Annotated in this window: 27 protein-coding genes and 3 pseudogenes; 6 read left to right on the top strand and 24 right to left on the bottom strand. The window is 36.1% G+C overall.

Annotated features, from left to right (window positions below):
* Positions 1-486 precede the first annotated feature (486 nt).
* Positions 487-624: pseudogene (locus J7J00_RS28405) on the top strand (IS110 family transposase); the annotation flags it as partial.
* An 83-nt stretch (positions 625-707) separates the two neighbouring features.
* Here the strand turns inward: J7J00_RS28405 and J7J00_RS25110 are convergent.
* Complete coding sequence (locus J7J00_RS25110) at positions 708-3,083, bottom strand: M14 family zinc carboxypeptidase (protein WP_214795617.1); 2,376 nt, start codon at positions 3,081-3,083, stop codon at positions 708-710.
* Positions 3,084-4,426: 1,343 nt separating this feature from the next.
* Between J7J00_RS25110 and J7J00_RS25105 the strand changes: the two genes are divergently transcribed.
* A complete protein-coding gene (locus J7J00_RS25105; protein WP_214795615.1) occupies positions 4,427-4,729 on the top strand; it encodes an aspartyl-phosphate phosphatase Spo0E family protein in 303 nt (100 codons plus the stop codon).
* Positions 4,730-4,949: 220 nt separating this feature from the next.
* Here J7J00_RS25105 and J7J00_RS25100 read toward each other — a convergent pair whose 3' ends face one another.
* From J7J00_RS25100 to J7J00_RS25070, 7 genes are all read right to left on the bottom strand, one after another.
* Positions 4,950-5,216, bottom strand: a complete 267-nt coding sequence (locus J7J00_RS25100; protein ID WP_214795613.1) for a phosphocarrier protein HPr — start codon at positions 5,214-5,216, stop codon at positions 4,950-4,952.
* A 189-nt stretch (positions 5,217-5,405) separates the two neighbouring features.
* The gene (locus J7J00_RS25095) at positions 5,406-6,044 is read right to left on the bottom strand and encodes a P-loop nucleotide/nucleoside kinase family protein (RefSeq protein ID WP_214795611.1); all 639 of its coding nucleotides are present in this window, start codon (positions 6,042-6,044) and stop codon (positions 5,406-5,408) included.
* A gap of 116 nt (positions 6,045-6,160) precedes the next feature.
* Positions 6,161-7,027, bottom strand: coding sequence for a class II fructose-bisphosphate aldolase (locus J7J00_RS25090; RefSeq protein ID WP_214795609.1), 867 nt, complete (start codon positions 7,025-7,027; stop codon positions 6,161-6,163).
* Positions 7,028-7,069: 42 nt separating this feature from the next.
* Positions 7,070-7,468: a tetratricopeptide repeat protein gene (locus tag J7J00_RS25085; protein WP_214795607.1), complete on the bottom strand. Its 399-nt coding sequence runs from the start codon at positions 7,466-7,468 to the stop codon at positions 7,070-7,072.
* A gap of 30 nt (positions 7,469-7,498) precedes the next feature.
* Positions 7,499-8,788: a PTS sugar transporter subunit IIC gene (locus J7J00_RS25080; protein WP_057915490.1), complete on the bottom strand. Its 1,290-nt coding sequence runs from the start codon at positions 8,786-8,788 to the stop codon at positions 7,499-7,501.
* A gap of 37 nt (positions 8,789-8,825) precedes the next feature.
* The gene (locus J7J00_RS25075) at positions 8,826-9,134 is read right to left on the bottom strand and encodes a PTS sugar transporter subunit IIB (RefSeq protein WP_057276240.1); all 309 of its coding nucleotides are present in this window, start codon (positions 9,132-9,134) and stop codon (positions 8,826-8,828) included.
* Between the two features lie 69 nt (positions 9,135-9,203).
* Positions 9,204-11,357 (bottom strand): BglG family transcription antiterminator, encoded by a 2,154-nt coding sequence (locus J7J00_RS25070; protein WP_286201569.1) that lies wholly within the window; start codon positions 11,355-11,357, stop codon positions 9,204-9,206.
* A gap of 237 nt (positions 11,358-11,594) precedes the next feature.
* Between J7J00_RS25070 and J7J00_RS25065 the strand changes: the two are divergent.
* Positions 11,595-11,986: pseudogene (locus tag J7J00_RS25065) on the top strand (AAA family ATPase); the annotation flags it as partial.
* A 234-nt stretch (positions 11,987-12,220) separates the two neighbouring features.
* A complete protein-coding gene (locus J7J00_RS25060; RefSeq protein ID WP_214795605.1) occupies positions 12,221-12,511 on the top strand; it encodes a recombinase family protein in 291 nt (96 codons plus the stop codon).
* Between the two features lie 71 nt (positions 12,512-12,582).
* On the opposite strand, the gene J7J00_RS25055 is transcribed toward J7J00_RS25060, so the two are convergent.
* The 3 genes from J7J00_RS25055 to J7J00_RS25045 form a co-directional block, all read right to left on the bottom strand.
* The gene (locus J7J00_RS25055; protein ID WP_214795603.1) at positions 12,583-12,933 is read right to left on the bottom strand and encodes a JAB domain-containing protein; all 351 of its coding nucleotides are present in this window, start codon (positions 12,931-12,933) and stop codon (positions 12,583-12,585) included.
* Between the two features lie 1,064 nt (positions 12,934-13,997).
* A complete protein-coding gene (locus tag J7J00_RS25050) occupies positions 13,998-14,375 on the bottom strand; it encodes a hypothetical protein (protein ID WP_101224781.1) in 378 nt (125 codons plus the stop codon).
* Between the two features lie 211 nt (positions 14,376-14,586).
* Positions 14,587-14,883 carry a hypothetical protein gene (locus J7J00_RS25045; protein WP_214795601.1) on the bottom strand — a complete coding sequence of 99 codons (297 nt, stop codon included), beginning with the start codon at positions 14,881-14,883 and terminating at the stop codon, positions 14,587-14,589.
* A 259-nt stretch (positions 14,884-15,142) separates the two neighbouring features.
* On the opposite strand from J7J00_RS25045, the gene J7J00_RS25040 reads away from it, so the two are divergent.
* Positions 15,143-15,319: a YolD-like family protein gene (locus J7J00_RS25040; protein WP_309487245.1), complete on the top strand. Its 177-nt coding sequence runs from the start codon at positions 15,143-15,145 to the stop codon at positions 15,317-15,319.
* 1,242 nt (positions 15,320-16,561) lie between these two features.
* Here the strand turns inward: J7J00_RS25040 and J7J00_RS25035 are convergent.
* From J7J00_RS25035 to J7J00_RS25005, 7 genes are all read right to left on the bottom strand, one after another.
* Positions 16,562-17,251 (bottom strand): TetR/AcrR family transcriptional regulator, encoded by a 690-nt coding sequence (locus J7J00_RS25035; protein WP_214795597.1) that lies wholly within the window; start codon positions 17,249-17,251, stop codon positions 16,562-16,564.
* A gap of 326 nt (positions 17,252-17,577) precedes the next feature.
* Positions 17,578-18,870, bottom strand: coding sequence for an MFS transporter (locus tag J7J00_RS25030; RefSeq protein WP_214795595.1), 1,293 nt, complete (start codon positions 18,868-18,870; stop codon positions 17,578-17,580).
* A 26-nt stretch (positions 18,871-18,896) separates the two neighbouring features.
* Positions 18,897-20,942 carry a CocE/NonD family hydrolase gene (locus J7J00_RS25025; protein ID WP_214795593.1) on the bottom strand — a complete coding sequence of 682 codons (2,046 nt, stop codon included), beginning with the start codon at positions 20,940-20,942 and terminating at the stop codon, positions 18,897-18,899.
* 382 nt (positions 20,943-21,324) lie between these two features.
* Positions 21,325-21,798, bottom strand: coding sequence for a GNAT family N-acetyltransferase (locus J7J00_RS25020; RefSeq protein WP_214795591.1), 474 nt, complete (start codon positions 21,796-21,798; stop codon positions 21,325-21,327).
* A 52-nt stretch (positions 21,799-21,850) separates the two neighbouring features.
* Positions 21,851-22,408, bottom strand: a complete 558-nt coding sequence (locus J7J00_RS25015) for a histidine phosphatase family protein (RefSeq protein WP_214795589.1) — start codon at positions 22,406-22,408, stop codon at positions 21,851-21,853.
* A gap of 99 nt (positions 22,409-22,507) precedes the next feature.
* A complete protein-coding gene (locus J7J00_RS25010) occupies positions 22,508-22,798 on the bottom strand; it encodes a hypothetical protein (RefSeq protein ID WP_214795587.1) in 291 nt (96 codons plus the stop codon).
* A gap of 20 nt (positions 22,799-22,818) precedes the next feature.
* Complete coding sequence (locus tag J7J00_RS25005) at positions 22,819-22,983, bottom strand: hypothetical protein (RefSeq protein WP_214795585.1); 165 nt, start codon at positions 22,981-22,983, stop codon at positions 22,819-22,821.
* Between the two features lie 188 nt (positions 22,984-23,171).
* Between J7J00_RS25005 and J7J00_RS25000 the strand changes: the two genes are divergently transcribed.
* The gene (locus tag J7J00_RS25000) at positions 23,172-23,372 is read left to right on the top strand and encodes a hypothetical protein (protein WP_214795583.1); all 201 of its coding nucleotides are present in this window, start codon (positions 23,172-23,174) and stop codon (positions 23,370-23,372) included.
* 31 nt (positions 23,373-23,403) lie between these two features.
* Here J7J00_RS25000 and J7J00_RS24995 read toward each other — a convergent pair whose 3' ends face one another.
* The 6 genes and pseudogenes from J7J00_RS24995 to J7J00_RS24975 form a co-directional block, all read right to left on the bottom strand.
* Complete coding sequence (locus J7J00_RS24995) at positions 23,404-23,595, bottom strand: hypothetical protein (protein WP_214795581.1); 192 nt, start codon at positions 23,593-23,595, stop codon at positions 23,404-23,406.
* A gap of 21 nt (positions 23,596-23,616) precedes the next feature.
* Positions 23,617-23,982 carry a hypothetical protein gene (locus tag J7J00_RS24990; RefSeq protein WP_214795579.1) on the bottom strand — a complete coding sequence of 122 codons (366 nt, stop codon included), beginning with the start codon at positions 23,980-23,982 and terminating at the stop codon, positions 23,617-23,619.
* Positions 23,983-23,999: 17 nt separating this feature from the next.
* Positions 24,000-24,152: a hypothetical protein gene (locus J7J00_RS24985; protein ID WP_214795577.1), complete on the bottom strand. Its 153-nt coding sequence runs from the start codon at positions 24,150-24,152 to the stop codon at positions 24,000-24,002.
* Positions 24,153-24,463: 311 nt separating this feature from the next.
* A complete protein-coding gene (locus tag J7J00_RS28720; RefSeq protein ID WP_309487244.1) occupies positions 24,464-25,126 on the bottom strand; it encodes a GerAB/ArcD/ProY family transporter in 663 nt (220 codons plus the stop codon).
* A complete protein-coding gene (locus tag J7J00_RS28715; RefSeq protein ID WP_309487243.1) occupies positions 25,071-25,565 on the bottom strand; it encodes a GerAB/ArcD/ProY family transporter in 495 nt (164 codons plus the stop codon). Before J7J00_RS28715 ends, J7J00_RS28720 begins: the two co-directional genes overlap by 56 nt.
* A gap of 655 nt (positions 25,566-26,220) precedes the next feature.
* A pseudogene (locus J7J00_RS24975) lies at positions 26,221-26,538 on the bottom strand (IS110 family transposase); the annotation flags it as partial.
* Between the last annotated feature and the right edge of the window lie 122 nt (positions 26,539-26,660).

Raw genomic sequence — 26,660 nt, 5'->3', positions numbered from 1 at the left:
TTCAACAATCATTTTACTCACTGTTTCGTTAAAATCTTAATTACTTTTATTTAGTTCTATACTATTTCTTACATTTTCAGTGTTGTTCCTATAATTAAACTTTTCTTTCTGTTCCGTTTTTGAATTAGCACTATTCGTTTCCAAATTAGAACAGTTCTTATTCAACTAACCTGCCCCTTTAGTTCCATAAGAAAAGAGCTGCCTTAAAGACAGCTCTGATCTTCAGCTAACGCACCCGTTCGTATTATAAGGTCATCCAGAAAATATTTCTGGTTGACCATTTTTTATATCGATATATGATAACCGTAGCCGGGGTAGAACGTCCGCACCCGTGGGACTTGATCCCGTCAACTAAACAGTTCGCCCCCTACTTGTAGAAACATGATTGAGGCTGGTTGGGACTATGATCTCGTATAACAAGCGAAGCTATGATACTGCAAGAAGGAATTGGGGTACCGGTGATTTTATATTAGGAGGAGATAATTTATGAATCCAGTTGTTGGTCTGGATGTGGCATAAGGGGAAAGTCAGGTTCAAGCTTTCTTGGGTAAAAAGCAGCCTTACAAAAAAAGCTTTAAAGTAGCACATACTCTTGAAGGGTTAGCTATTCTTCTAGACTTTATTAGATAAACTAAGTAGCAAGCGTTCAGCATTTTTCAAATAGGCAAAGCCGGATTCATTGCTGAATCCGGCTTTGCCTATTTCTACTATTTTTCGAAAATTGCATTAGATAGAAGACGGAACAAGTAATCCGGGTGGTCACGGAAACCTGCTTCTAACCCAATAAGAGTTACATCTTTATTCTGTTCTTTTACGATTACGGCTTGGCCCTTGGCGGTTATGTTATTTTTCCAGTGACCAGCTACGAAGAAATTATCTGAATCTGCAAGGGTCGCGACGACTTCATCATTATCCGTACCCGTGAACCATGTTGGACGATAGACAAAGCCGATATCATCCTCTCCATACCCTGCTGTTAAACCGGTTCCCTCATAATCTACTTTTACGATACCATTACTGTTGGAACCTCCTACATTAACGATGTCGTCTGTAAGACCAAGTGTCTTAGTTGCTCTAGATGCACCAGCACCTACAGCTATATATTTGCCTCCTTCATTTAAGAAGCTTGTCACATTGTCTTTAAACACTTTAAGTTGCCCTTCGTTCTGTAATCCAAATTCTTTATTAGCTTCAGAAAGGTTGGCAGAAATGAGACTTTCCGTTCCACTATAGACCAAAATATCAAAACCGTTAAGGGTATTTTTAGCTACTTCGACTGGCGTAACTTCTGTCACATCAAAACCTAATCTTTTCAAAGCGAGCTTTGTTCCTGCGTGTGATTTCTGTTTACCCATACCTCCATCCTTTAATATAGCCACTTTTAAAGACCTAATAGCCACTGCATCTGCTGGTACATCAGCAGTTTCAACCTGTAACCCAGATTCTTTCACCGCTGCTGATACCTGATTAGCTACTGTTTTTGCAAAGAAGTTACCTTGTGCATCACGTACAATAGGTATTCCTTGCTTAAGCAATGCATTTACTAAATTTACCGATTGGACAGAGCTGTTCGGAATCAGAAACGGTCCTTTTCCTGAAACCGTTCCTTGACCTGTAATCTGGTTTACTTTCTTTGCATTGACTTTAATAGGATTTTGTGTGGCTACTGCCTCGAATCCCCAAAGCTCCGGTAAACTCCATGCGGAAATGTCGTACATTGCTGGGGTATCGTTCGTGATGTCTTCCCCATCCCAGAGCATCGTGTTTGCTAATCCGGCTTTCGCCTGATCCATCTCAACGAGATAAGTTCCTTTTGGATATGACACTCCATCCGCTTCAAATGCATTCACAGCTTGAACAACATCAATATCATTATTGATCAAATGATTTACAGCCTTATTCGTAACAGTCGGATCCTTAGGGTCTAGTGGAAGTATGTAGGCTTTTGGAAATAACCCTTCCTTATGAAAAGGATGGTCAAAGTTAATTCCTCTTTTAAAAACTTCAATTTGATCAGTAATCATGGATTGCTTGTTAGCTGATGCAAATTTCAATGCCCCCATAATCGAATTATACATCCATCGTACGCCATCCCAATCATTTGTTGGAGCTTCTAATGTATGACCGTAAGCACCATGATACATCGCATACATTGGTGTGAAAATTGGTGGGTAATCATCCCAGCCAGCGGAGTCATCGCGCAGCGGAATATATGTACCTTTCATGTTTTGATACAAGGATCCTGAATAGTTCTCATGATCCTTCATTATTTCAGCTTCCATTGCTTCTGCCTGTTTATAGGCCCATTTTCCGTATAAGTCATACTCGTAATTAGGATTATGCGGTGGCGTACAAGGCTCAATTAACCCCTGCAGATTCGGCTGATAATTCTTCACATAACCATGAGTATCAAGGAACACCATCGGGTTCCATTCTTTAATGAGCCCAACCATCTCTTTTGTTTCTGGCTGCGATTGGGTGATAAAGTCACGATTTATGTCAATTCCTTCGCCATTAAAGCGGGTGGCATCAATACGTCCATCAGGGTTTTGTACGACATTGAAAATAAGAATATTATTCTCTAAAACGTCTTTGGTTGTTGCATCATTTTGGGTAGCAAAACGTTCAATTAATTGAAGGATTGCATCGCTTCCGACAAATTCAGTCCCATGAATAGAACCATTAATCATGATTGGAACTTTAAAGTCAGGATTATTGGCAACCCATTCTTGAGCTTTGCCAGGATTCTTAAACATTTGCTTTCTAAGTGCCTTCACTTTTCCGAACTTCCCTTGCGTTGTTGGGTCAGCAATCGTGACAACGTAGAGTGGGTTTCCATCAGCTGATGTTCCACGGACTTCAACTTTCACACGGTTTGAAAGTTTTTCAATCTCTTTTAATTTGGAACCAATTTGTAAGAATTTCACAAAGTCATAGTTTTCGCTATTAAACTTGCTTCCGTCCTGTTCCTCATATGTATTCACATTTGTCCATTGAGGTTTCTCAGCATGTCCAGAACTCCAGGGAATTACTGTTAGTAAACTCGCAGCCATCAGGCCGGATAATGCTTTTTTCTTTTTCATCTTAACCTCCATTATTTATATATATAGTGATTTTTTTGTATATATCTCACCAAGTCGTTCAATGTTTTTTTATTGGGATTCGCTCCAATTACAGCACTAGTTTCGGAAGGTCAACTTTATATAGTGTTACTTGCTGGGGGAGCTTATCAATTTTATAAAGAATATTTTTAACGATGTGGTTTGTTCAACTTTATAAAATTAAAACGCTTTCAATAGGATTTGTTCAGCTCTTTAGCGAGTCATTTCGTGTTGTATTCAATTAAAATATGTTTTAATTAATTAACGCAATACCCTAAACCCGCATTCCCAGTGGCTACTGTAGCTGATTAAATTCTCTAGACTAATAAATTTCTCCTTTTCTGCACCCTACTAATATTTTAAATTTCCATACATGTTTAAGAGTATCGCCTCCTTATTAAGAAAAAGTAACCCACAAACTTAGATAACTGTTTTATAATATTATACACTTTTTTTTATATGAATTAAGAATTTTCAGTTAATAATAATTGAAACTTTATCCTATTTTCATTACCTCAGAAGCATAAAAGTATTTACAAATAATTTCTATGCGCTAAATTGGTAAAAATCTCGTTTAACTGTTTTGTAGTTTGTCCCCAACGGTCAAGTTACATGGAAAATCCCTCGAAACCTATGAAACTCATGTGCTTTTGATTCCCTCTAATCAATCTTATCTAAACTAGCTAAATTTTAAAACTAAGTTTATCTATAACTATTCTCCCTCACCTCCATGGTATCGCCTTTCCATGTCGCTCATTTGCTGGAATATATTCAATACTTCGCTCTTCAACTTTCACGTGAATTCCCCCACATTTAGAAGTGTTAACTTTTATTAGACCCCATCTACAAGGAGCACCTTCTTAAATGTATTATAGATTAATCTAGATTAATCTTTTCATACTCATTAAATTCTCAGTATAGATATGATTCTCACCACAAAAAGGTCGGAATCAGTATCTTATTGGGGAATTAATCAACAAAATATAGCTCTCTACTCAAAATTCTAATCTAGAGTAGATTTCCTTAAGGTTATCAGGAGAAAGTTGGAGTTGATCTGGAGAATGTGTCTCCCAGACATGGTGCTTTTCACCACTCAACATTTTTTATGAGATTTTTGAACGTGAGCATCATTTTGCTAATGCCTACATCTTCTTAAAGAGCCATTTCCTACTTACCAATATTTCTTTGTGAATATAATATATTCTATCGAGTTGCATGCTTTAATACATAGTAAGTAATATGTTTATCAAACTAGTTACTTAAAGTAAAACAGAATAAAGAATAACAGAATCTGAGGTAATGCGACGATGGTTCAAAATTCGCTAATGCCGTGGAGTATTAAAATTAATCAAAAGAGAAACGAAATGATTTTTCTTGGAAATCAATATGGCTTAAATTCCCCAGAAGTTATTAAAGTAAGTCGCCAATTAGACGATTTTCTCAATAAACTTTATGACTATCAAAAACAACCAAGAATTTATACTATTGCTATATGGAAATTCATGGGTGATATCACGAGAAAATCAATTTTCCCCGCTTCCAGTTTTGAAATCAGGTTCTTATTTGCTATTCAACAAACAGGGCGTTATCTACAGTATGTTTTTCCAGCATTTGTGCAATGTTTTTAAATGAAGATTTCATTCTAGGCGGATGACAGTGAAGGAAATATATGAGGCGACTGGGATTTCGGGTGCCACTTTGTATCGCTCAATTAAATAAGAGCAAACCCATTAACAATTTGCTCCAGAGAGATATTTTTATTAAAGGAATGCCTTTGATTTAGCTAAATTTATTATTCGCATTTTCCATTCAGGGGAGAATTTTAGATTATCGAATTTGAAACTGATTTTATACACCTAGGCCTTCTGTTTTCATCATTTCATCAATATTAGATAGCGCTTCTTCTGCATCATCGCCTTGAGCAATTATTTTAATTGTTTCTCCCTGCGGGATTCCTAGCGACATTACACCCAAAATTGATTTTAAGTCTACCTGTTTTCCTTTATACTCAAGGATCACATCTGAAGAAAATGGCTTAACCATATTAACTAATAAGGTCGCAGGTCTTGCATGAATTCCAGAATCGCTAATTATTGAATATATTTTTTCAACCATTTTTATTCCTCCATCTTTAAAAAACTCTTTAATTTTATAAGTGAAGAAATTCGATAATTCTCTTACTTTGTCAGGACATTCTCTACAGTAAAATCGTATCCTTCAAGCCCTTAAATTCTGCACCAAGGGTTATATGCTCAAAGAGATGAATAATATTAATGAGATTAAAAAGCCCCTAAGTTTTGTATTTTAAAATTCTTTGCTAGTTCCAGAAATGTACATTTTAATGTACCCCAGTCTAATATCTTCCAACAACATAGAATAATTCACTTTTGTATAATCTGATACATCCACTTCATATAAAGTTCCAAATTCAAACGTGTCATATCCTCTCGTTGTACATCTTTTTATAAATTCCTCATAGTTCAATAAGTTATCTGCAATACTTCTATCAGCTAACTGATCCCCTTTTTTGTAGGAAGTTACGATATGACTCAAATGCCTTGTCGGATCCAAATCTCGCTTTTTTTGTCGTTCAAACAATACATCTAAATCTGCAATTAACCGAATAGTAACAACCTCATAACTATATCTTTCTACTAATTGCTGAATATGAGGCTTTTGTTTTTGACTAAAAGGATAATCAGACATAATATTGCTACCTACTTGCATTTGCTGTTCCATTATTTCAAAGTACTTCGTCCATGCTATCTTTTCTATCTTCTGCTTTTCTTCTAGATTACGATAACCATACATATCACAATAATATTCTTTCAATTCATCCTGAGAAAGATTATAAAATGACCCTAATTTACTATTGATGATATTACTTAAGTAGGTTTTTCCTGTTCCTGGTAAACCTGCTAATAAGATTAAGACTTTATCCATCTTACCACCTCATCCTCTAACGAATAAAGAAAGAGTACAAGGAATTCCTAGTACTCTCTTTATTATCCACATCTTCTCCAACCCTTATGAAAAAGACTAATGAACTTTTTATGTCATTATTTTACTTGGAGGGTACGGTCTTCTTTATTCATGAAGATTCCAATTTTATGTTTGACAATTTCTTTTACTGCCTGATTACATGGAATAATATTATGTCGTAATGATTTCGTTACTTTTGTTTCTCCGAATGTTTCTTTCGCTGTTTTCGTCCATGTTACTAACAACTCAGTACCTACATTAAATTTACGAATCCCGTTATTAATTAATTCATGTACATCCATTTCATTAACACCTGTACCCCCATGAATAACTAAAGGTACATCTACTACAGCGTTGATTTCTTTTAATAGTGGTAGATTTACTTCTGTTTTAGATTTATATTGACCATGATTAGTACCAATGGCAATGGCCAAAGCATCTACCCCTGTTGCTTTAACAAACTCTTCTGCATCTTTTGGGTCAGTATAAACCTTATCATTCTCATCTACATGAATCCCTTCTTCAGTACCGCCAATAGTCCCTAGTTCGCCCTCTACTGAAACACCATATTTGTGTGCATATTCTACTACTGCTCTTGTTTTCATAATGTTCTCTTTGAATGGTAAATGAGAACCATCAAACATCACTGATGTATATCCTTTATGGATTGCCTCTTTAATATCATCAAAATCCCTTGCATGGTCTAAATGCAATACCACATCTACCATTTCATTTGTGGCCATCGTTTTACATATAGCAACAATATTTTCATGACCAATGTATTTCGCAGTATCTATACTTGTTTGAATAATAATTGGTGCTCCTTGCTCTTTTGCTGCACGGATCATATCAGGTAACATCTCTAAATTATGTGCATTAAATGAACCAACTGTATAATTCAATTCTTCAGCCCTAAGTGTTACTTCTTTTAATGTTGTATACATGATCAATTACTCTCCCTTTATACTAATCTTTTATTTTCTTCCTTATCGAACACCACGCGTAACCTCTTTAGAAACTTGCATCATTTGATCCATTTTCTTTAGATATATCTGTAATAATTCTTCATTATTCACTTTTGCTGCTTCTGCACGCTTCTTGTTATAAAGTTTTAATAAAGTTTTGTAACCATTACCTAATGACTTTTTGGCCTGAATACTTTTTTCTAACGAATCAATAGCATGATCTTCTTCACCAAGTTCATTAAATGCTAAGCCAATCTCCTCATAAATTTTTGCTTGTTTTTCTCCAGCTGCTTGATTTACTTCTTCTTTTTTTAAGGAAATGGTACGTAATAACTCTTCTTTTCGTTCAACTGTTAACAATACCTCTTCGGTTGTTTCTTTTTTCGGTTCTTTAGGTTTTTTCTTTCCAAATCCAAACATTACTTGAGCCTCCTTTTCTCTACCTACATCCTAGAAAGCTTTTAAAAGTGGACCAATGAGCCATGCATATAGTAAAGCAGCTGTTACTGTATCAACATCTGTTGCTGTTGCATTGACAAACCCCATAGAATTGAATGTCGTTACTAATAGTGCTGGTAATAATGTAATGAAGAAACCATGTACAACACCACCAATAATTGCTCCACGAATACCACCTGTTAAGTTACCAAATATACCGGCGGTACCCCCCGCGAAGAAAGCTGTAAGCATACCTGGTAAGATCATCGCCAACCCGAAGACAGGTAATACAAACATTGCAATAATCGAACCTATAGTAGTTGTGATAAACCCTACAATGACTGCATTAGGGCTAAATGGAAATAGGACTGGACAATCTAATGCAGGTATTGCATTTGGGACCAACCGCATGGCAATCCCTCTAAATGCCGGAACAATTTCACCTAGTAATAAGCGAACTCCTGCTAATAATACATACACTCCAACTACGAATTGGATAGATTGTAAGAAAGCAAACATTAAATAATTGGTATCTCCTGATAATGTAGAAGCGAACTTTTCACCTGCAAACGCTGCTGTAATAATATAAAGAGGAGTCATTACCACCATTAAAGATAGATAGGTATCTTGTAAGAATTCAAATTGAGCTGGTAATTTCAAATCTTCAACAGATTTTTTCTTTTCGCCTTTTCCCCCAACTAGTTTCGCTACACCTGCTTCAAACACATACCCGACCGTACAAAAGTGTCCTAAAGCAATATCATCCATACCAGTAATCTTACGAACAAATGGTTGTGCAATCGCGGGCATAGCTACCGCAAATACGCCCCCAATGAAACCGCCTACTAAAATCAATGCAACACCACGTAAACCTGCAAAGTAACCAAATACTGTTGTCATAGTAGCCATCCAAAGAATTGCCTGACCAGTTAAAAAGATGTATTTCCATTTAGTGAACCGTGCAATGATAATATTAAAAACAAAGATAGCTAAGAAAGTTAGTGCGATATCACGACCCAATCCTAACTCATTCATTGCTTGGCCATTAATAGCTTCAATCGAAGGAATAATCCCTTGCATATGGAAACCTTCTGTAAAAATATGACCGAAATAGACTAAACTACCAACAATAATGCTAGAACCTGCTGACAATACCATAAACCCTAACATCGTCTTTAAAGAACCAGAAATAACTTGCCCTGTTGATTTCTTTTGCAAAATTAACCCCAACATAGCAATCAACGCGATTGTGACAGATGCCTGTGTCAAAATATTCTCGATAATAAAGTTAACTACACTCATTTTTTCCCACCCCATCTCTAGCTATCTCTATTTATTTTTAAGCTAAAACGCCTTTTTCCCTTAATACCGGGGTGATTTTTTCTTCAATCTCTGCCTTAGATACAATATTTCTCAAATAAACAATTGTCGTTTGTTTGGGATCAACTGAAAATTTCTCGAATTGGGATTTGAAATTCTGTGCCGTAATAATAATATCGGGTTTTACTGAAACAGCAGACGAGATATCACTATGATCTAGCTTGGCGTTGACACCTAACTTGCTTAATACATCCTCTGCCGACATTTGACAAGCAAAACTGCTTCCTAAACCTGCTCCACATACAAATAAGATATTTACTTTTTTCATTTCGCTCTCTCCTCATTTTTCAATTTTGGGGTTATATACTTATCAATTGCTTTTAAAACTGTTACTTCCTCACTCCACCACTTCACTACCATATAAAACTTGATTAAACATGTTTACATCTTGTGCTGTAATTAACAGGTCTAATTTCTCTTCATCATTAATTAACTCAATCAGATTTTTCATCACATTTAGATGCGAATAAGAATCCACTGCGGCTAGACAAAAAACAATTTTTACCGGATCATTATCCGGATTTCCGAAATTAATCGGTTCCTTTAACGTCATGACACTAATGCCTAATTTGTTTACTCCATCTTCCGGCCTTGCGTGTGCTAACGCTAAATGCTTCCCTACTACTATATAAGGCCCATACTCTTCAACAGATTTAATCATGGCGTTTACATATCGCTCTTCAATGACCTCTTCTGTTAACAATACCTGGGCAGATTTCTCAATCGCCTCTTTCCAGTCTTTACATTCTTGCTTTAGTAGAATGTTGGAATCCCTCAAAATATCCTGCAACATCGGCTGTATCTCCCTTGTATTAATTTTTAAATGATGTTCTTTAAAAGTATCTTCTACTTTGTGATAGCTTTCCTTTGTTACCTTACCGCCGCTTTCTACAATTAACATCAAAATATCCTGCATTAGCTGTGTGGCATCTAACTTATTGGAAACGATCCTTCTCTTATTCTTATTTTTGAGTAAAAAATCTTTAATTTCCCTCTTGTCACTTTCTCTTAATATTGGATTAAGCAATAATACAGGTTTTCTTGGATAATCAATTGAAATGGTCGTAAAAACTAAATCAACATCCAGCTTGTCAATAAAGGCTAATTCATACGAACTCAATATCGCAACAATCTCGATATTGAAATGCTCTTTCAAATTCGCAGCCAACAGCTTTCCAGTTGAAATCCCATGATTACAAAGCACAACCGCCTGATAAACATATTGTTCTTTCTGCTTTATCTGGCTGGCAGACGTTGAAAAATAAACGGTCAAAAACCCGATCTCATCTTCTGATAATGTTTTTTTGATGTAGTCCTCTATTTGCTTACTAAAGCAAGTGACTGCCTGATAAATCTCGGCAAAGGACTCCTTAATAGTGTCTTTCAACGGATTAAATACCTGTAAATCGTTCTTCACCCTGCTTAATAACCCTGTGATATGCCTATACAAACCTTCATACAAATCTTCTTCTCTCTGAGAAAAGGGGATTCTGGTTACTTTTTCTACATGCTCAATTAATTGAATAGTTAATAATTGTGCGGTAACCCAATCGAATGAATTATTCATATCTTTTGGATTAAACGATTCGATTGTAAAGGTAGTATATTTAATTTCATTTAATGATGGATATAAACCAAACTTCATACAGATGGAATCGACAAAATTTCTGACAGGATCTTCTTTTATCTCGGCTCTAACTTTGGCTAATTCCCTAAGGGTATTTCCTTCTTGCAACCGCCTTACCCATATACCTAAAAAAAGAATGCTTTGATTCCGGTATACATGATTAATCTCTACTCTGGACTTTTCAAAGACTTCGTCATAATGTTCTCCAATGACCCTCAATGCATTTGTATCCAAATAATCAAGAACAAATTGATCTGTAAAAGTATTCACTGTATCTATATCTCGGTATTCCATTAGTTTAGCAATATCTGTCATACTGTTAATCACATCGTATAACATAGTGCGTATTGATCGTTCATCGCCTTTTAATACAATACCTTGCTTCGTTAAACTCACTACAGAAATACCATATTCCTTTAAAAACTGACGAAGTCTTCTCATATCCTCATCCAATGTACTTTTCGATACCTGCAGTTTTTCTTCCATTTCAAAGAGCATTGTCGTTCTTGTGGTATCGGCAATATCTAAAAGTAAGGCAAGAAAACGTTCATTGGGCCGATAATAATCTGTTTCTCTGTCATCACCAATTTTGGACAGGAGCTTTTCACGATCCACATCAGATAGGTCTAACTTCAACCCTTTTCCTCTTGTCGTCGTAATTGATGGATAATTATTTTCTGCCAGATATTTATTAATCAGGACCAATTCGTTTCGAAAAGTACGCTCACTAATATTGAACTCTTTACTTAAATCCTCACAAGTCAAAAAGGTATTTACTGTCAAAAATCTGGTAAGTACTCGTTGAGTCCGTTCTTTCATGATAGTAACTCCTTTCATAATTTTATTATAAATCGCAATATTCAAATAGTTTAGTACATCTTATTGCAACTTCAATTTGCAAAAATGTAAGCGTTAACACTTTTTTAATCAAACTATAAATCAAATATCCATCGAAAAAAGATGTATCTCTTATAGGGGTACAGACACATACCCATCAAGCTAACACCAATGAGTACTTAAAATAGATCCATTTTTACAAGACAATCGTTCATACCACTAAAGAAAGACCTGCCAAATAAGCCTTCGATAGGTCATTTTGCTTTTGAAGGGATTCACTTAATTATAGTGGATGAAATCGATCGACTGAAACTGCAACACTTAGAGCAACTTCGTGACATCTATGATCAACATGACTTAGCCATGATATTCATCGGGATGCCAGGGATTGAAAAAAGGTTAGCGATATCCCCAGCTTTACTCCCGCATTGGTTTTGCTCATGAATATCAGAAACTCATTAAAGACGAGATGCACCATATTTTAGAATATAAATGGGGTGAATTAGGTATCTCCATTAAACGAGAGGACTTTTCCGATTACGAGGCGCTCACAATCATCATGAAAGTCACAAACGGTAACTTTACCGTCTATTTCTCAAATTGAAGGTATCCTCGAAATCAATCACCTTACATCCATTACCACCGAAGTAGTATAGCCTGCACGAAATAGCTTAGTGATTGGACATAATTAATGAAGAACCCCAGCTAAACTTCTCATATGAAGGTAGCTGGGGTTAAAAGTTGGATGTGCAATTATCACTTAAAACACGCGCAAAATATATCCAAAAGTTACATATTCATCTTTTTGTTCTTGTTTATGTCTAAAAGATAGTCTGTAATTAAAAGTATAGAAGATATATAACTTCTAGACAAAAAAGGGGTATAAGCAAATGAAAGTTGGATATGCAAGGGTATCGACAGTTGGACAGTCGCTTGAAAGCCAAATTGAACAATTAAAAGAATATGGTTGCGAAAAAATATATATGGAAAAAGAAAGTGGAAAGAAAACAGATCGCCAGGAATTAGACAATGCAAGAAAAGCATTAAGAAAAGGTGATAAATTAATCGTTACTAAAATTGACCGCTTGGCCCGTTCTGTTAGGGACCTTCATAATATTGCTATTGAATTGGCAGCTGAAGGAGAAGGCAATAAAAAACGTCCTTTTCAAATCGAACAGTGATGTGTTCAGAAAAGGACGAGTTTTGGAACAAATTATAACTTATTTATAATATCGTGCTTAATCGATAAAAATCAAATAAACGCCAATCCCTTATAGATATGGGATTGGCGTTTTGGCGATGGGTGCTGATGGCTGACAATAAGAGAAGCCGCGTTGTTTAAAATGGCGCATTTCAGTACATCTCTAGGGTGGACGACACTCGCATTCAGGCTTCCCACATGGGCCCGATGAAGACCTACAACATGATTTTTCGTGTTGAGCATCATGACAAGAAACACTTCCCTGTCCTCGTTTGCGATTTGCGCTGCGGCTAATTCTCGGGCATCTTCTGGTTTGCGAATTTGAAAGGCCGCAAACGGCTCAACCATTTCCCTGATTTCCTGCTTGATTCGTACCACTTCGAAAATTGGGGATAATTTCATTTTCAAAACTCCTTTTCATTTTATTTTTTTATTCGTTGCCCTTTTGGTTTTTCTCTGATGGGTTTTTCTTTCCTATATTCATTTGCCTTGCGAAGCGAATTAGTTCCCCAAAGGGGGATTATTTTTCCCCTTTGACATGTAGAACGAAAAACACGCATAGGCAATCGGTCAAGGGATTAAGCACAAAAACTTTTTGATGTTACGATAGCGCCCTTAATCAAAAAGTTTTTTGCCCCTTGATCGATGGACTGGCCGTCTTAGCTTCCAGCCGGAAAGGTTCGGGTGTCCTACCGGCTGGAAGGTTAGCCGGCCTGCGCTGTTTTACGATTCGGAAGGCAAAGGGAAAAATAATAAATAAAGCAGCCGGGCGGCTGCTATCCTTGTGGTCACTTATTCTATTAATCCCTTAATCTAACGGTATCCGGCTCGTTCGGTATGGCGGCAGTAGCCCTAAATGGTACAGGAACCCATGGAATTTAGGCGAAGCATTAGTGGTACAGTACTTCGTTATCAAAACATTAAATGCCGAAGCGACATGTACAGAATGTTGTAGAAACGCCCCATTTATTTGCATCGTTCAAGTCGGGTAATTATGAATTATTTATTCCATCATTTTCCTCATATTCTGTATCTAGAATAATAAAAGTGAAAAACGATAAACACGATGGCTCCCAAGGGGTTTATTTTGGTGTAACTTCCTCTAATGGAGATGTGATTTATTAAAAAAATAATTTAATCGATAAGAGAGATTTGCTATGACTATTTTGTGGAGGTTGGTATGACGTGAAGATGACCTCACTATATGAACGGGGAAAGATTTATGTTGCCTAATATTGTGAGGGATGTTTCCCGCCTGTGAAAAATAACGTGGCAAAGCTTCCAACATCTCGCTATTTTCCTTGGGACGTAAAGGTAGCCAAACAAAATAAAACCCCCGCACCAACTTTTCAGGCTGATACAAGGGCAATAGTCGCGTTTTATTGATTAAACGAATTTGTTTGGGTGCAAAAAGAGTCTTTAGCCTTTACAAATCAATCCCAGGTCTTTTTTTCATTCAAATGTGATTAATCATAAAAGATTAAATGCATATCACTGTTAGTCCTTGATTTCGCAAAAAATTCCGCTTCATTTCCTCCATCAACAAAGTTACCAATACCCCGGAAAATACCACATTGGCCTCGATCTAAATATCTTACCCCTACATAATCATTATAACTGTCAGGATCATACTCCCATAATTCAACTTTTAACTTACCAGCTGGACCCACGTAAGAATCCCGACAAATCTTATAATCACCACCAGTAGAGGCAAACACATCACTTTCAGCACCATTAGAATAAAGAGATTGTTCTCCTAAGTAATCCCAGCCACTTGCAAATGTAGAAGAAGGGAACAACAACGCAGCGACCAATGCCACAGCACTCATTTTAAACATTTTCATGCTCATTCCTCCTCACCCGTTTTGACTTGAAACACATTATTCTCCATATAATTTTAATCAATATTTTTTATATTATCATCTATCCAAAGATTCAATTTTTCATGAAGCGTTTTTGTAGTATTTCACTACTTCATGCGCTACATATGAAATTAGAGAAAAAAGTGAAATGTGCTCGTCATTCAGTTTTTTGAAATATATTTCTGAATCATCTTTAAACTTTTAAGCCTTCCCGGATCCAGAAACTAATTACCTCTGAATCCACCATTTGTGTAAAGATGTCTCGATTTCTAATACCAGCAATCAGCAGCATAGTTGTGGCTACACTGGCGCTACAATCCATTGAATAAGCCAAGGCTGAAATTCTTTCATGATCCCAAGCTTGGAATCTTAAATGAAGCCTTTCCTTCTGAATGATATCCCTCTTTTGAATTCCCTCTGCTTCAAGGTCTCCTAAAAATCGTATTATCGTTCCTGGAATCTCTTTTGAAATACATAGAGAAGTTCTCAATGCATTCCCTCGAATTAATGGCAGCCATTATTATTTTAAACCCTATATCCTTTATAGGGTTTAAACTATCCAACAGAAAAATATTGAATCTTTCACACAACGTTCAAATATAAATGAAAGCGCTTGCAATTATTAGTGTATACTATAGTTATACTACCAATTGTTTCACTAAGTTTTCTTACAAATCATCATAAATAAATGATTTCTAGCATAAAAGTAACTTTAATAAAGCCAGACAGGAAGGAGATGATCAGATGATATTAAAATCATTAAAAAAAATGGGATAATGACAATCATTTATTTTAAAGATGGGTTTTTAGAAACGTGTAAAGGCAGTATGTATAAACTTAACCTTAATGAACAAACCCTGTCCATAAAGGATAATAATCAAAAGATCTTCTCCATTCGTTTATCTCACATTATGGAAATACATTAACTTAGCTTGAAATGGCCTTAGAAATCGAGGCTTTCAAGAAAATCCATCTTTATATTGATGCTTACAGAGCTAGATCAATGTCAAACTCCTCCGATATGGACTTCCCCATCTTACCAGATGGGGAAACATCCATACTTACTAATTCTTCGGTGTGTTGGTTTCAACCCTACAATCTCACTGAGGCAGGAATCTATTTTTTCGGTTTAACTTCATCTCTTCCCCTATATCAGCAAATTCCATTTGCTGAAGCGAACTTTTTAATTCCATCTTTATAAATCAATCCTACCGTACATAAAAAGAACGATAGGATACATAACCGCCCTTCACTTTCGCGAAATGGTTTTCTGCAATTTTCATATAAGCTGCGAGTTCGGGTGCAAATATGACTTATTAAAGAAATAGAAAACTCAATATACACTTCATCTATGAACTATTGCTACTCCAAATAATTTATATGAATTCAATCTTACTTTGAACAGACTTCTTATAATGTGTATAGTTTAAACTCCAATTTTCACTTCATCAATATAGACTTTCCTAACAAAAATAAGATACTTATAGTGCCCTGTGCATATGATGATTGGTAAGAGTTAATACAGGCATAACGTATGTTACGTGAGGGGGAAGTTTAGCTAAGTCTACGGATTAATCGAAATCGCATAAAACTCCGCGAAAAATGACTAGAATTTGTCAGTATCCAAGAGTATAACTCATAGTGAATGATGACAGTTAAGGAATTTGAAGAAGCCACTATAGTTTCAACTGATACTAGATATCGAGAATTCAAGAAAGAGCCAACCTAGTAAAGGTCAGCTCTTGATGTTTTGTTAATCTTTCACATCCGTTCAATGAGGATTGGGTATCAACATGACAATCAGCTTAAGCAGTAGATGTAGGTGGCTTAATGTCTCTTCTGGCATCAATAAGTATAATGTTATCGGCTTCCTTTTATCCTAGCTCCCTTAATATTTACCTTTAGTCAGTTACTACTCAGAGAAGGAAAGGATCACTTTTATCGATTTTTTCGTTTCATTCGCTTTTTAATAGATGCCGAACTAGTTATCCGGTAACTTATATTAATCAAACGATTGATTAATATATAGAAGAAACTCGTCAAAGATACTATGATTTTCTGTTTGTGATTGAAATAATTAATTGGGCATAGAGGAGGGCTTTTTCGATGTCGCTGCGAAAACAAATATATAGTAAATTTGTATGTGTCAAAAGGAAGGTAAGAGAATGCTACTGCTGATTGACATGATCCCATTTTTTGAAATGAAATAGATTTGCGTTGTGTACAATCTCTGTTATATAGTTCATGGTGATTTTTGCAGCCGTTTGAACATCGTAGCTTTTGCGATTATTTAAAATATTTGTAAACATTCCCTGCCATACTAAAATGGTTAATTCATTAATCGCATCAACGTTTTCCTCTTTAATGTAGCCCTCTCTTAGTGCAATTTCTAAAAAGGATCGCCCTCTTTTTGACACATTACGTTCGAATAGGATAATTTTTAATTCTTCAGGAATGTTAATCAAATCAGACGGATAGATTTTATAATAGTCTTCGAGCAGTTTTTCAGGTTGATCCGCTAGGTCCATAATAAAAACTGCATGGAAAATTTGTGGTTGCTTAAAAGAGTGATTACAAAAACATTCCCATGCCAATAAGTACTTTTCAATTGGATCTTTTCCTTTTTCAATATAAACAGCTACCTCATCTGTGTAGCATTTCAAGAATTTCATTGAAGCGAAAAAAATCAAATGGGAGACCTCAGAAAAATAGTTATAAATGGTTGCGCTATTATAGCCCGCTTTATCCGCAACTTTCCTTATTGTTACATTCTCTAAACCTTCTTCTTCGATTATTTCAGCTGTTGCGTCCACAAAGTATTTCCACATGCGGCCCATTTGTATTTCTTTTTTTTTCATTTCTATTCCCCTCATTTTTAAAAAGATATAGGTCCATTTCGATTATAGATGGCCTTATTTTTTTCACTGAAACCTCTAAAACAAAACTTTCCTTTTTTCTTATCTATATTTTAAGTGTCGTGCTACTCAATAAAGTGCTGATGGATAAATTATACCAAACTATGGCATGAAAGCCGAAAGAACATTACCCCACAATAGAAACGTATAAAAATAAAAAACTGGCAAAAAACAAAACGTTTATCGCCAGCTTCTTTACATTTTTGGGGATTTTTAAGAAAACCTCATTATTCTATCGCTTGGCAATCTTTTTAATCCTCTTATTTTTGCTAACTTGCTTTCATTTCTCTCTTCTGAAGCGCAATCTCTTTTCTTTTTTCTTTCGTTACTCTTTGCCAAATTATAGCCGTAATCAACCCAACAATCGTCAAGGCTAATAAAATAGTAAATAAAACCTTATAACCGTCTGTACCACTCCAGTGGTCCAAACAAGCACCTGCAACAATTGGCATAAAGATTTCTCCGCTATACCCAATAATCATCAAGGGCATGGCAACTGTTCCTGTTGTTTCGACAGGATAGTCTCCTTCCACTAAAATAGCGAAGTGCGTTGCCTGTAATGCATACATTGATATATAAATAACTGCTATAAAAACTAACAGTAATAAGATGAAAGAAGGCTTTCCGGGTAATACGATGAGAGCAGCTAAACCGATTGCCAGAACACAATAGCCAATTATGACCATATTCGAAATACCAATTCGATCTCCGATAATGCCTGAGCCAAAACTTCCGATTGGGCGACAGTATTGTGAAAAGTAACCCAAAGCAGCGGCAATTATGGTTGAAGCACCAAAGGCGGCCGTTGCATAAGGCGTAATATAATAGAAACTATTAATCATCGCATAAGACGTTAAAATAAGAATGGCTGCCAACCAGGTTGTTGGCATTTTGAGAATCCTCAAAAGTATTGCCCAATCAAATTTTTTATTTGCCTTTTCTTTTATTTCATCACTACTGTTGTTACCATCAGGTTCCTTATAAAGTAACATAATCATGATCCCTAAAAGAATACACATCACGGAGTAGAAAATAATCACAGAGGACAATGCCAGCTTGTCACTTAGTTGCTTTGCTAAAAGGGCGAAGAGTCCTAATACCAAAGCAGATTCGATAACTTTGGCAGCACCGCGTCCGCCTTCAAAAAAGCCGAATGCTTTTCCTTGTTCATTTTCAGATGCTAACGAACGGACGGCTTTTATTAACGCTACCCAAAAGGTCATGATGGATGTTATACCCCAAGCTGCATAGATTAGCAGCAACACAGGGTAAGGGGGATACAATAGTAAAGCAAAGCCTAGAATCCCTGTCGCAAATAAGGATATTGACAACAAGTGCTTCGTTCTCCATCGATCTGCCACATACCCTCCAAAGATATAGGAAATCAAACAGCAAACTCCATACGCACTGCCAAGCGTACCCATTTGTGTATTGGTTAAGTGAAAGGCATTTAAGAATACATCATAATAATAGTTTCGAAAATAAGGCAATGTATAAATCATTTCACCTGCAATGATTAAAATGACTAGAGTAGGTATATTTCCCCTTAGTTTTCCTTTCATCTCTTTTCTCTCCAATCGCTGGCTTTTTAAAGTCCTAAACGTTCAATCTTTTGATCCCAATTCTTATGAAATGCCGGTCGGTCGTTTTCTTTAACATCCATTTCCCCAACAATTATAAAGTTTTCTGCATCAGAAGTTTGCGTAACGGTAATGTCAGCGTCAATCCACCAACCCTCACGGCCAATTCTCATTTTTTGACAAATGGTATATTTCGCGGAAAGTGGATTAGCATTACTTAATGTCAACTCTCGTCTTAAATTGTGTTCAACCGTAACATCGATGTCATCAAAGCGATAGACCCCTTCACCAAATACCCCTCCAGCACCATCGGTTATGCAAGTCCATGTATCCGTTAAAATATCGTATGAAATGGAACGATCAACTTTTCCCTCTGAAAGCATAGTTGTCGGAGTTAATGGCGCGCTTTGAGGACTCATATTCGGTCCAGATACCCGGCTTCCTTTAAAGATTGGTAATGAAAACTTTGCGGTTTCAAGATTCAGAGTAAGTGTTGCATCCTCAGGCATTGGCCAAAACATTGGCCAAAAAGTTGTTGCAATAGATAAACGTGCCCGGTGCCCGGCTTTAAACTTATGCCCGCAACAGTCTAAATTAACAAATGCATTTACCTTTTCACCAGGGGTTAACAAGTCTACTTGATCATGTCCATTTAAATGAGTTAAATTCATTACTCCATAAGAAACACGGGTAACGGCTCCATCTGGTGCCACATCTGATAGTTGTGCGAAGAGCATTGCCTTCGGTTTGTCACTTGTTAATTGTACTTCCAACCTCGGATAACCAACTATTTCCAACGGACTTTCTAAGACATCCCCTTCAAATACCATCGCCATACCATCATCCAATCGTTGGTCTGACGGACTTTCACCCGGTACTCCGGCACCCATCCATTCACCTGATAAAAGGCCGTGATTTAAAGGTGTTTTTAATAACACTCGCTCTTCTGTTTCATCTCTTTCTTCTAGCAATTTACCATGGGTCAATTGATAAGTTTTTGTTAGAACTTCATTTGATGGCCAGGAATCGAGCCCCACCCATTCTCCTTTACTTACTGGTTTAATGGAAGAAGGAGGCATACTTTCCTCAAGCCATACATTCACCATTGGTCCATCCATCGCATCGTTCTCTTTTCCTTTTAGCCAATGATCCCACCATTTAACAGCTTCTTGCAAAAAGCCCATTGCTGGTCCTGGAACTCCATCATGAGGGTAAACGTGTGCCCAAGGACCAATAATCCCCTTTCTAGGAACTGAAAGCCCTTTCATTAAACTTAATACGGTATTCGTATAAGAATCTTCCCAACCATCGATGGCTAGAACTGGCACTTCAATGTCATCGTAATTTTCACAAACTGAACCATGCTTCCAATAAGCATCTCTCGTTTGGTGCTCCATCCATTGCGCCATCCATAAAGGCATTTCCTCTAATCTTTCCAGCCATTTTTCACGCCAGCTATCCCCAACAATATGAGGGTCAAGTGGACGCAACTGATAGGCTAGCATAATGGCCCCCCACCAGAAATTATCATTTAAGAGGCAGCCGCCTTTATAGTGGATATCATTGTTATACCGGTCATCGGTAAACCCGAGCGTAATAATTGCTTTTAAATTTTCAGGTCTTCTGGCTGCAACTTGAAGGGAATTAAAGCCCCCCCATGATTTACCCATCATACCGATATTTCCATCACACCAATTTTGCTTTGAGATCCAATCAATAACTTCCAGAGCATCATCTTGTTCTTGCTTTAAGTATTCATCCCTTAGCAGACCATCTGATTCTCCCGAGCCTCTCATATCCACTCTGACAACTGCATAACCGTGCCCGGCAAAATAACCATGCATCGGTTCATCTCTTGCCCTTGTACCGTCTGTTTTTCTGTAAGGAATGTACTCTAAAATTGCAGGTACTTTTTGACCTTCCCTAACTTCAGGCAACCAGATACGACTTGAAAGTCTAGTTCCATCTTTTAAAACAATCCAAGTGTTTTCAATGGGTTGAAACGCATAAGGAAAATTGGTGACAATTTCTTTTTCTTTATATTCTGTTGACATTTTTCATCCTCCTCTTAGTCATTTTTCATCCGCCGTACAGTAGTCATTATCATTATTTTTCAACTCACTTTAAGCGCTTTCTATAAATTTTTAATCGAAATTATAAAACAATCATAGTAATTTTATAATCATGATTACTTGTAAACCAGTATATCACCCGAAGATATGCTGAACAACTTAAAATTTTCTGAATTTTATGATTAAATTTTACTTTACATAAAAAGAATAGAAAGGGCATGTTTTGAAGAAAGTTATCAAAACATGCCCTTATACTACTATTAAATTGGATTATTCTTTAAAAAAACGCTAATCATTTTTTCTTCCTTAATAAACTAACGCACCCGTTAGTTCATTAAGAAAAGCGATTTTGAATAAATAATCGCTAACCTGAAAAATGATTATTTTGGTTATTGCTCTCATAAATTCTTGAACTACCTCCCCAAGGGTGGTATCCGTCACCTATATAAGTGAATCCATATTTTTCATAGTAGCCAATGTGGTCAGTACAAAGGAAAACTTTATTGAATCCTGCTTTTTCGGCATCAGCTTTTGCACGTATAAGTAGCTCTTTGCCTAAAGACCTACCACGATAACTATTTTCAATATAAAGGGCACATATCCAAGGCCATAAATCCATACGACTAATAAAATCATTGCTAATAAGGCCTGCGCAGCCAATAATTCCACCAGATTCCTCCATTAAATACCAAATAGGAAACGGATTATCCGTTGTTATGCTGTGTGTAATACAGTCCTCATATACTTTCATACTGTTTTCATTTGCCCATTTGCACTGAAAATATTTTATTGCTTTTTCTTTATACTCTGGATGTTCTTTAACGCTAATAATTTGCATATGACTTTCCCTTCGGCTCGATCCTTACTAGGAATCGAGCTACACCCATTCATTAAATTATTTTTTCTTCATCCCATATACGTTCCAAGATCACTTCATTATTAATACAGTTTATTTGAAAAACATCAGGATTACTAAGATTTTTCCAACACTCAAAATCAAAGTCACTATTATAATTCTTTAAAAGTAAGGATATTATATTTCCGTGACTGACGATTACTGTGTTTTCAGTCCCACTTTTAAGGACTTCTTCTACAACATTTACGATTCGATTCTTCGCTTCTTGACTTGACTCTCCTCCTTCAAATTTTAATTCCATATCATTAAATGTTGCTTTTAGTTTTTCATACCAATCAGGTAAGTCCGTTGTGCTTAGTGTTCGTTCTGAGAGGCGTTCATCAATCTCTATTTTAATATTTGTTTTCTCACTTAATGGTTCTACTGATTGAATAGCACGCAAATAGGGACTTGATATTATTCGGTCAATTTTTACATTACTGAAGAAATCAACTAAATATTTCGCTTGTTTCGAACCTTTTTCTGTTAATTGAGATTCCGAAGGTTGCCCCTGTGCTTCGCAATGTCTTACAATGTAAATCTTCTTTTGCATACAGATCCTCCACTGAATCCAAAAATACCCACGAAACCTAATATATTAATTATAGTAGACAATTTAATTCTTCCTTTCGTTAGAGGTTCTGGTATTTATCTACGGTGTTGTGTAGAAGAAAACGAGTGCAATAAAAATTAAAATCGTAAAAAATGCAAACAAGTTCCCAACTATACCGGCAATTTTCAACGTGCCTTTTTCACCTATAAAAGCTAATATAAAGCCAATTATAGGGGCAATCATCATAATTATAGCTAGGGTAAAGCCAAAATGTATACTGCTGTTATAGCTATTTGTAGCTATATAGTGACCTATGATTAAAGTCAGGATAAACGAAAGAATGGTGGCAACAAAGCAGGAAATTGAAATTATACTGAGCTTCTTTTTCACGGTTTTACCTCCTCGTCTTTTCAATTTCCTTTGTTTACGAGAGCAGCTAAAAGATCAACAAGATCACCAAAGTATGTATATACCTGGTAAGCAATAACCCAAAGGCTTATTGCACAAACAACTAAAGCACCAACCTTTATTTGCTCCAGTAATTCGGGTTCAATATTTAATTTCTTCAGCTTCAACAAAACCATCTCCTCTTTTCCTATATTTATTTATTTTAACAAAAATTACTAATTGGAAAAGAGATTGTGGTAACTGGGAGCCTGTGGTACGACCGGAAGCTCAACAGGAATGCATCTTCATTTTGAAATTAGAACGAACGATAAACCAATCGATCCTACCCTACTTAAGAGGAAAAGGAGCTTAAACAATGAAACAAATCCTACTTATATCAGTTGCTGCCTTATTATTTGTGACTTCCATATCTACGACCTTCATATTCTATAATCTTTACGATAAAGAAAAGGAACATAGAAAGGATTGGAAGCAAAAAATGATTAAAAAGCCCGACCATTTGGAACGAATGGTCGGGCTTTACTATAGAACTTTTTGTCAATTGTTGTTTCTTTGAACAAACGTTAAAAAAGGCAATAAAATTAATTTTAAAAAAATCTAATTTTCTGTTGATGATCAGATAAAATATCTTGAACATCACTTCGGATGAACGTTAAAAAAGGTGTTGGAGGTGTTGGAAATGAATCGTAGTTGCGTTCTTTTCTCCATGCTTCGATTGATTCTATAACAAGTTCTATAAATATTTTATAATTTATTAAGTCAAAATCTTTGATAAACATGATAAATTGATACGTTTTCGTTTAATCCTCATCACTTTTAATCGGAACTTTATTGTACGGATAATCAGAAAAATTCGAAACGAAGTCAAAACCTATTCCGTCATGGCCTACCCAAAGATAATATCTATCTTTTGATGTCGTTTTTGTATAATCCAAAATAAATCTCGCTAAACCAATGTCACTCGTAAAATCCATATCTATTGTTTTCTCAGTAGAAAACAAAATACTATCATTGTTAAAAGCGTCCAAATCGGCTTTAGGAAAATAATTAACTAGCTCTTCAATATTATTTATTTCTACTAAATGATGATAATTTCTAGGCGCAACTTTCGATGTTTTTGCTCCTTTCGATATATTAATTTCCTTCGAACCACTAATTCCATGCAAATAAATCGGATACTTATTTAATTTTTTAAAAAGCTTTGGCTATAACTCGTAGTTAAATCCTCTTCAACTGAATCAATAAAAAAATAAAAATTAATCATCCCTCTCTTCCCAGATTTAAAAATATATGAAAAACCGTCTCCAACTAAAAAATCATTTAATGATATTTCCATTACCATACCACCTTATAATTTGCTGATGTTTTTATATAGACATTAGTTGGTATAAATTCAGCTATAATGTAATGCTCCCCTGATTTATAATGATAATGCCAAATTCCTTTTCCATACTACACTCTACTTTTCTCTAAATTATACCAGTTCTTATGCAACTATCCTGCACCTTTAGTGCCATAAGAAAAAGGCTGCCTCAGCAACCTCCCTTATAGAAGTAAATCACCCGTTAGTTCCATATGACTTATTGTGATTTCTGATTCTGTTTATAAAAATTACATTAAAGGAGAAATTAAAAACGTTATGAAATATTAGCTTGTATCGACTTCCTTTCTATTTCTTTTCCGTATAACAGCAATCACCAACAATAACAGAGGAATAATCGTTTGCATCAAAATTCCCTCAAAAGGAAAGGAGATGACATCATTACGACCGGATTCCATTGAGCTAGGTAACGACCAAAAGCTGAATTCTACAATCAAGATCCCTATCGGCCATACAACAGGACGATAGTCGGAGAGATTCAGCCACTGCGCGGTACCTAAAGCAGCCGCATAATAAAACACGGAAATTTTGACAAACGCTCCTACTATCCATACAGCCATGACGACGGACTCCAAATGTTCAAAAAAGTCGGCCAAACTGATGTACCGAGATACATTCATCACGGGATAATTCTTTGTGGCTGTTGTTGACCCGAGTATAAAAAGAACCAGAAGATTCACCACAACTAACGTCATCATCACAGCAAACACTGTCATCATCCCAGATTTCATTCCTTTTTTCATATCGGTTAAAAAAGGGAGGAGAAAAATCATCAGAAAAAACTCGCTGAACCATCCACCCGGTATAATCGAACCCTTGATTGGAGGCATAATTCCATTCCCCAATATCGGGAATATATTTTTAAATTCTAAATCAAGGCCCAGTAGGACGATTAAAATGAGGATTGGAAAAATAAAAACAGGAACCAACAATTTGGGCAGCTCTCCCCAACACCTCTATCCCTCCGCGTACGATAAAGGCACAGAGGAGTACCATCGAAGCCATGATCACGCTAATCGGGGTTTTGACCAGAAAAGAGTCGACAATAAATTCTCCGTAACTTCTTAGGATTTGCCCTGTGATCGGGATATAAAAAAACAAGAATAAAAAACCGAGAATTTTCCCCGGAATCCGACCGATGATCTGTTCACTGAATTGGATAACCGTTTGTTTTGGATAAAGTTTGTGCAGTTTATAAGCAATATACACCGTCGCATACCCGATGAGAGACGCCAAAATGGGGGAAAGCCACAAATCATTTTTTGCATATTTGGCTGTGATGCTTGGGACACCGAGAATAGCCGTTGCCATAATCGTCGGATACATCATGAATGCCATCTGTAGAGATGAAATTCTTCCTTTCTCCATCATCTTTCTCCTTTCTGTGGTATGGAAAATTGAAATCACGCAACCTACTGATAGATTCACTTTTCCATAAACTCTCCAAATGGCTTAAAAAGAGTTTCAATCCGTGCAGTGGTCCTGTCATAAATTAAATATTGAACATGGACAGAACCAAACCTATAAGGAGCAGCAAAAAAAGCCATTCTTTTTTGGAATTTGTTTTATTTTCGGCCACTCATACAAAATGATTAGAGCTACAAAATTTGTTGTACAAAAAAAAAGCCCCCGGGGTATGTTTACGTATTATAGAATAACGCTGTATTGTTAAAATGACTTTAAATCCCAGTATCATACATTAAAGCAACCTCAGTTTTTGTTTTTACTTAGCATGAACGAGAAGGATCAAAATTATCCTAATAACAACAAAATATTACTGTAAGATTTAACTAAAAGTAATGTCACAGTTCGAATACATACGCTTCTTGAACTCCCTCAGTTTAATCCGATTTTCTCACAAATACTCGCTTATTCGCAGGATTTCATCACCCTTGAATTTAAGTTCATGGTTAAACGGAGTGATTTCAGGACATGGAGATTTCGTGAAGGCACAGGGAAATAAAGGAGTTGTACAACACTCCACATTTTACCATATAATGTACATTCTCCACGCCGCCCCTGGAGGGTTTACCGTTACTACCTCAATTCCTTGTTTAAACAGCCATTTTGAAAGATTAATCCAGTAATGGCCTGTAGGTTCCATTCCCACGATGGCTACCTCTAGTTTTTTTAATCTTTGAAGCTTATCCATCCATTTTAATAAACTAGCAAACCCATCTTCATTATTTTCAAATGTAAGTGGATCTCCGACTACAATTCCACGGAAATTCACTGCTCTAGCCACATGTAATTGTTGGGCAATATCCACTCCAACAACAAGGTGTTTATCGGAAATTCTTTCTATTAGTTGATTTTGTTTATCTTGCATTTTAAACTTCATATTAGGGTTCCTCCTAAGGATTTGAGTTAGAGTGGTGTCTTATTCATATCTTACTGAGGAGCCCTATTTTTTTCAAAGCTCAAAAATAACGAACTACAGGAATGCTAACCTGCCCCGTTAGT

Origin of the sequence: Bacillus sp. ISL-4, assembly GCF_018613275.1 — a bacterium.
Taxonomy (GTDB): domain Bacteria; phylum Bacillota; class Bacilli; order Bacillales; family DSM-1321; genus Peribacillus; species Peribacillus simplex_E.
Note: the sequence above shows the minus strand (reverse complement) of the source record. Positions and strands in the feature narration are given on the sequence as shown.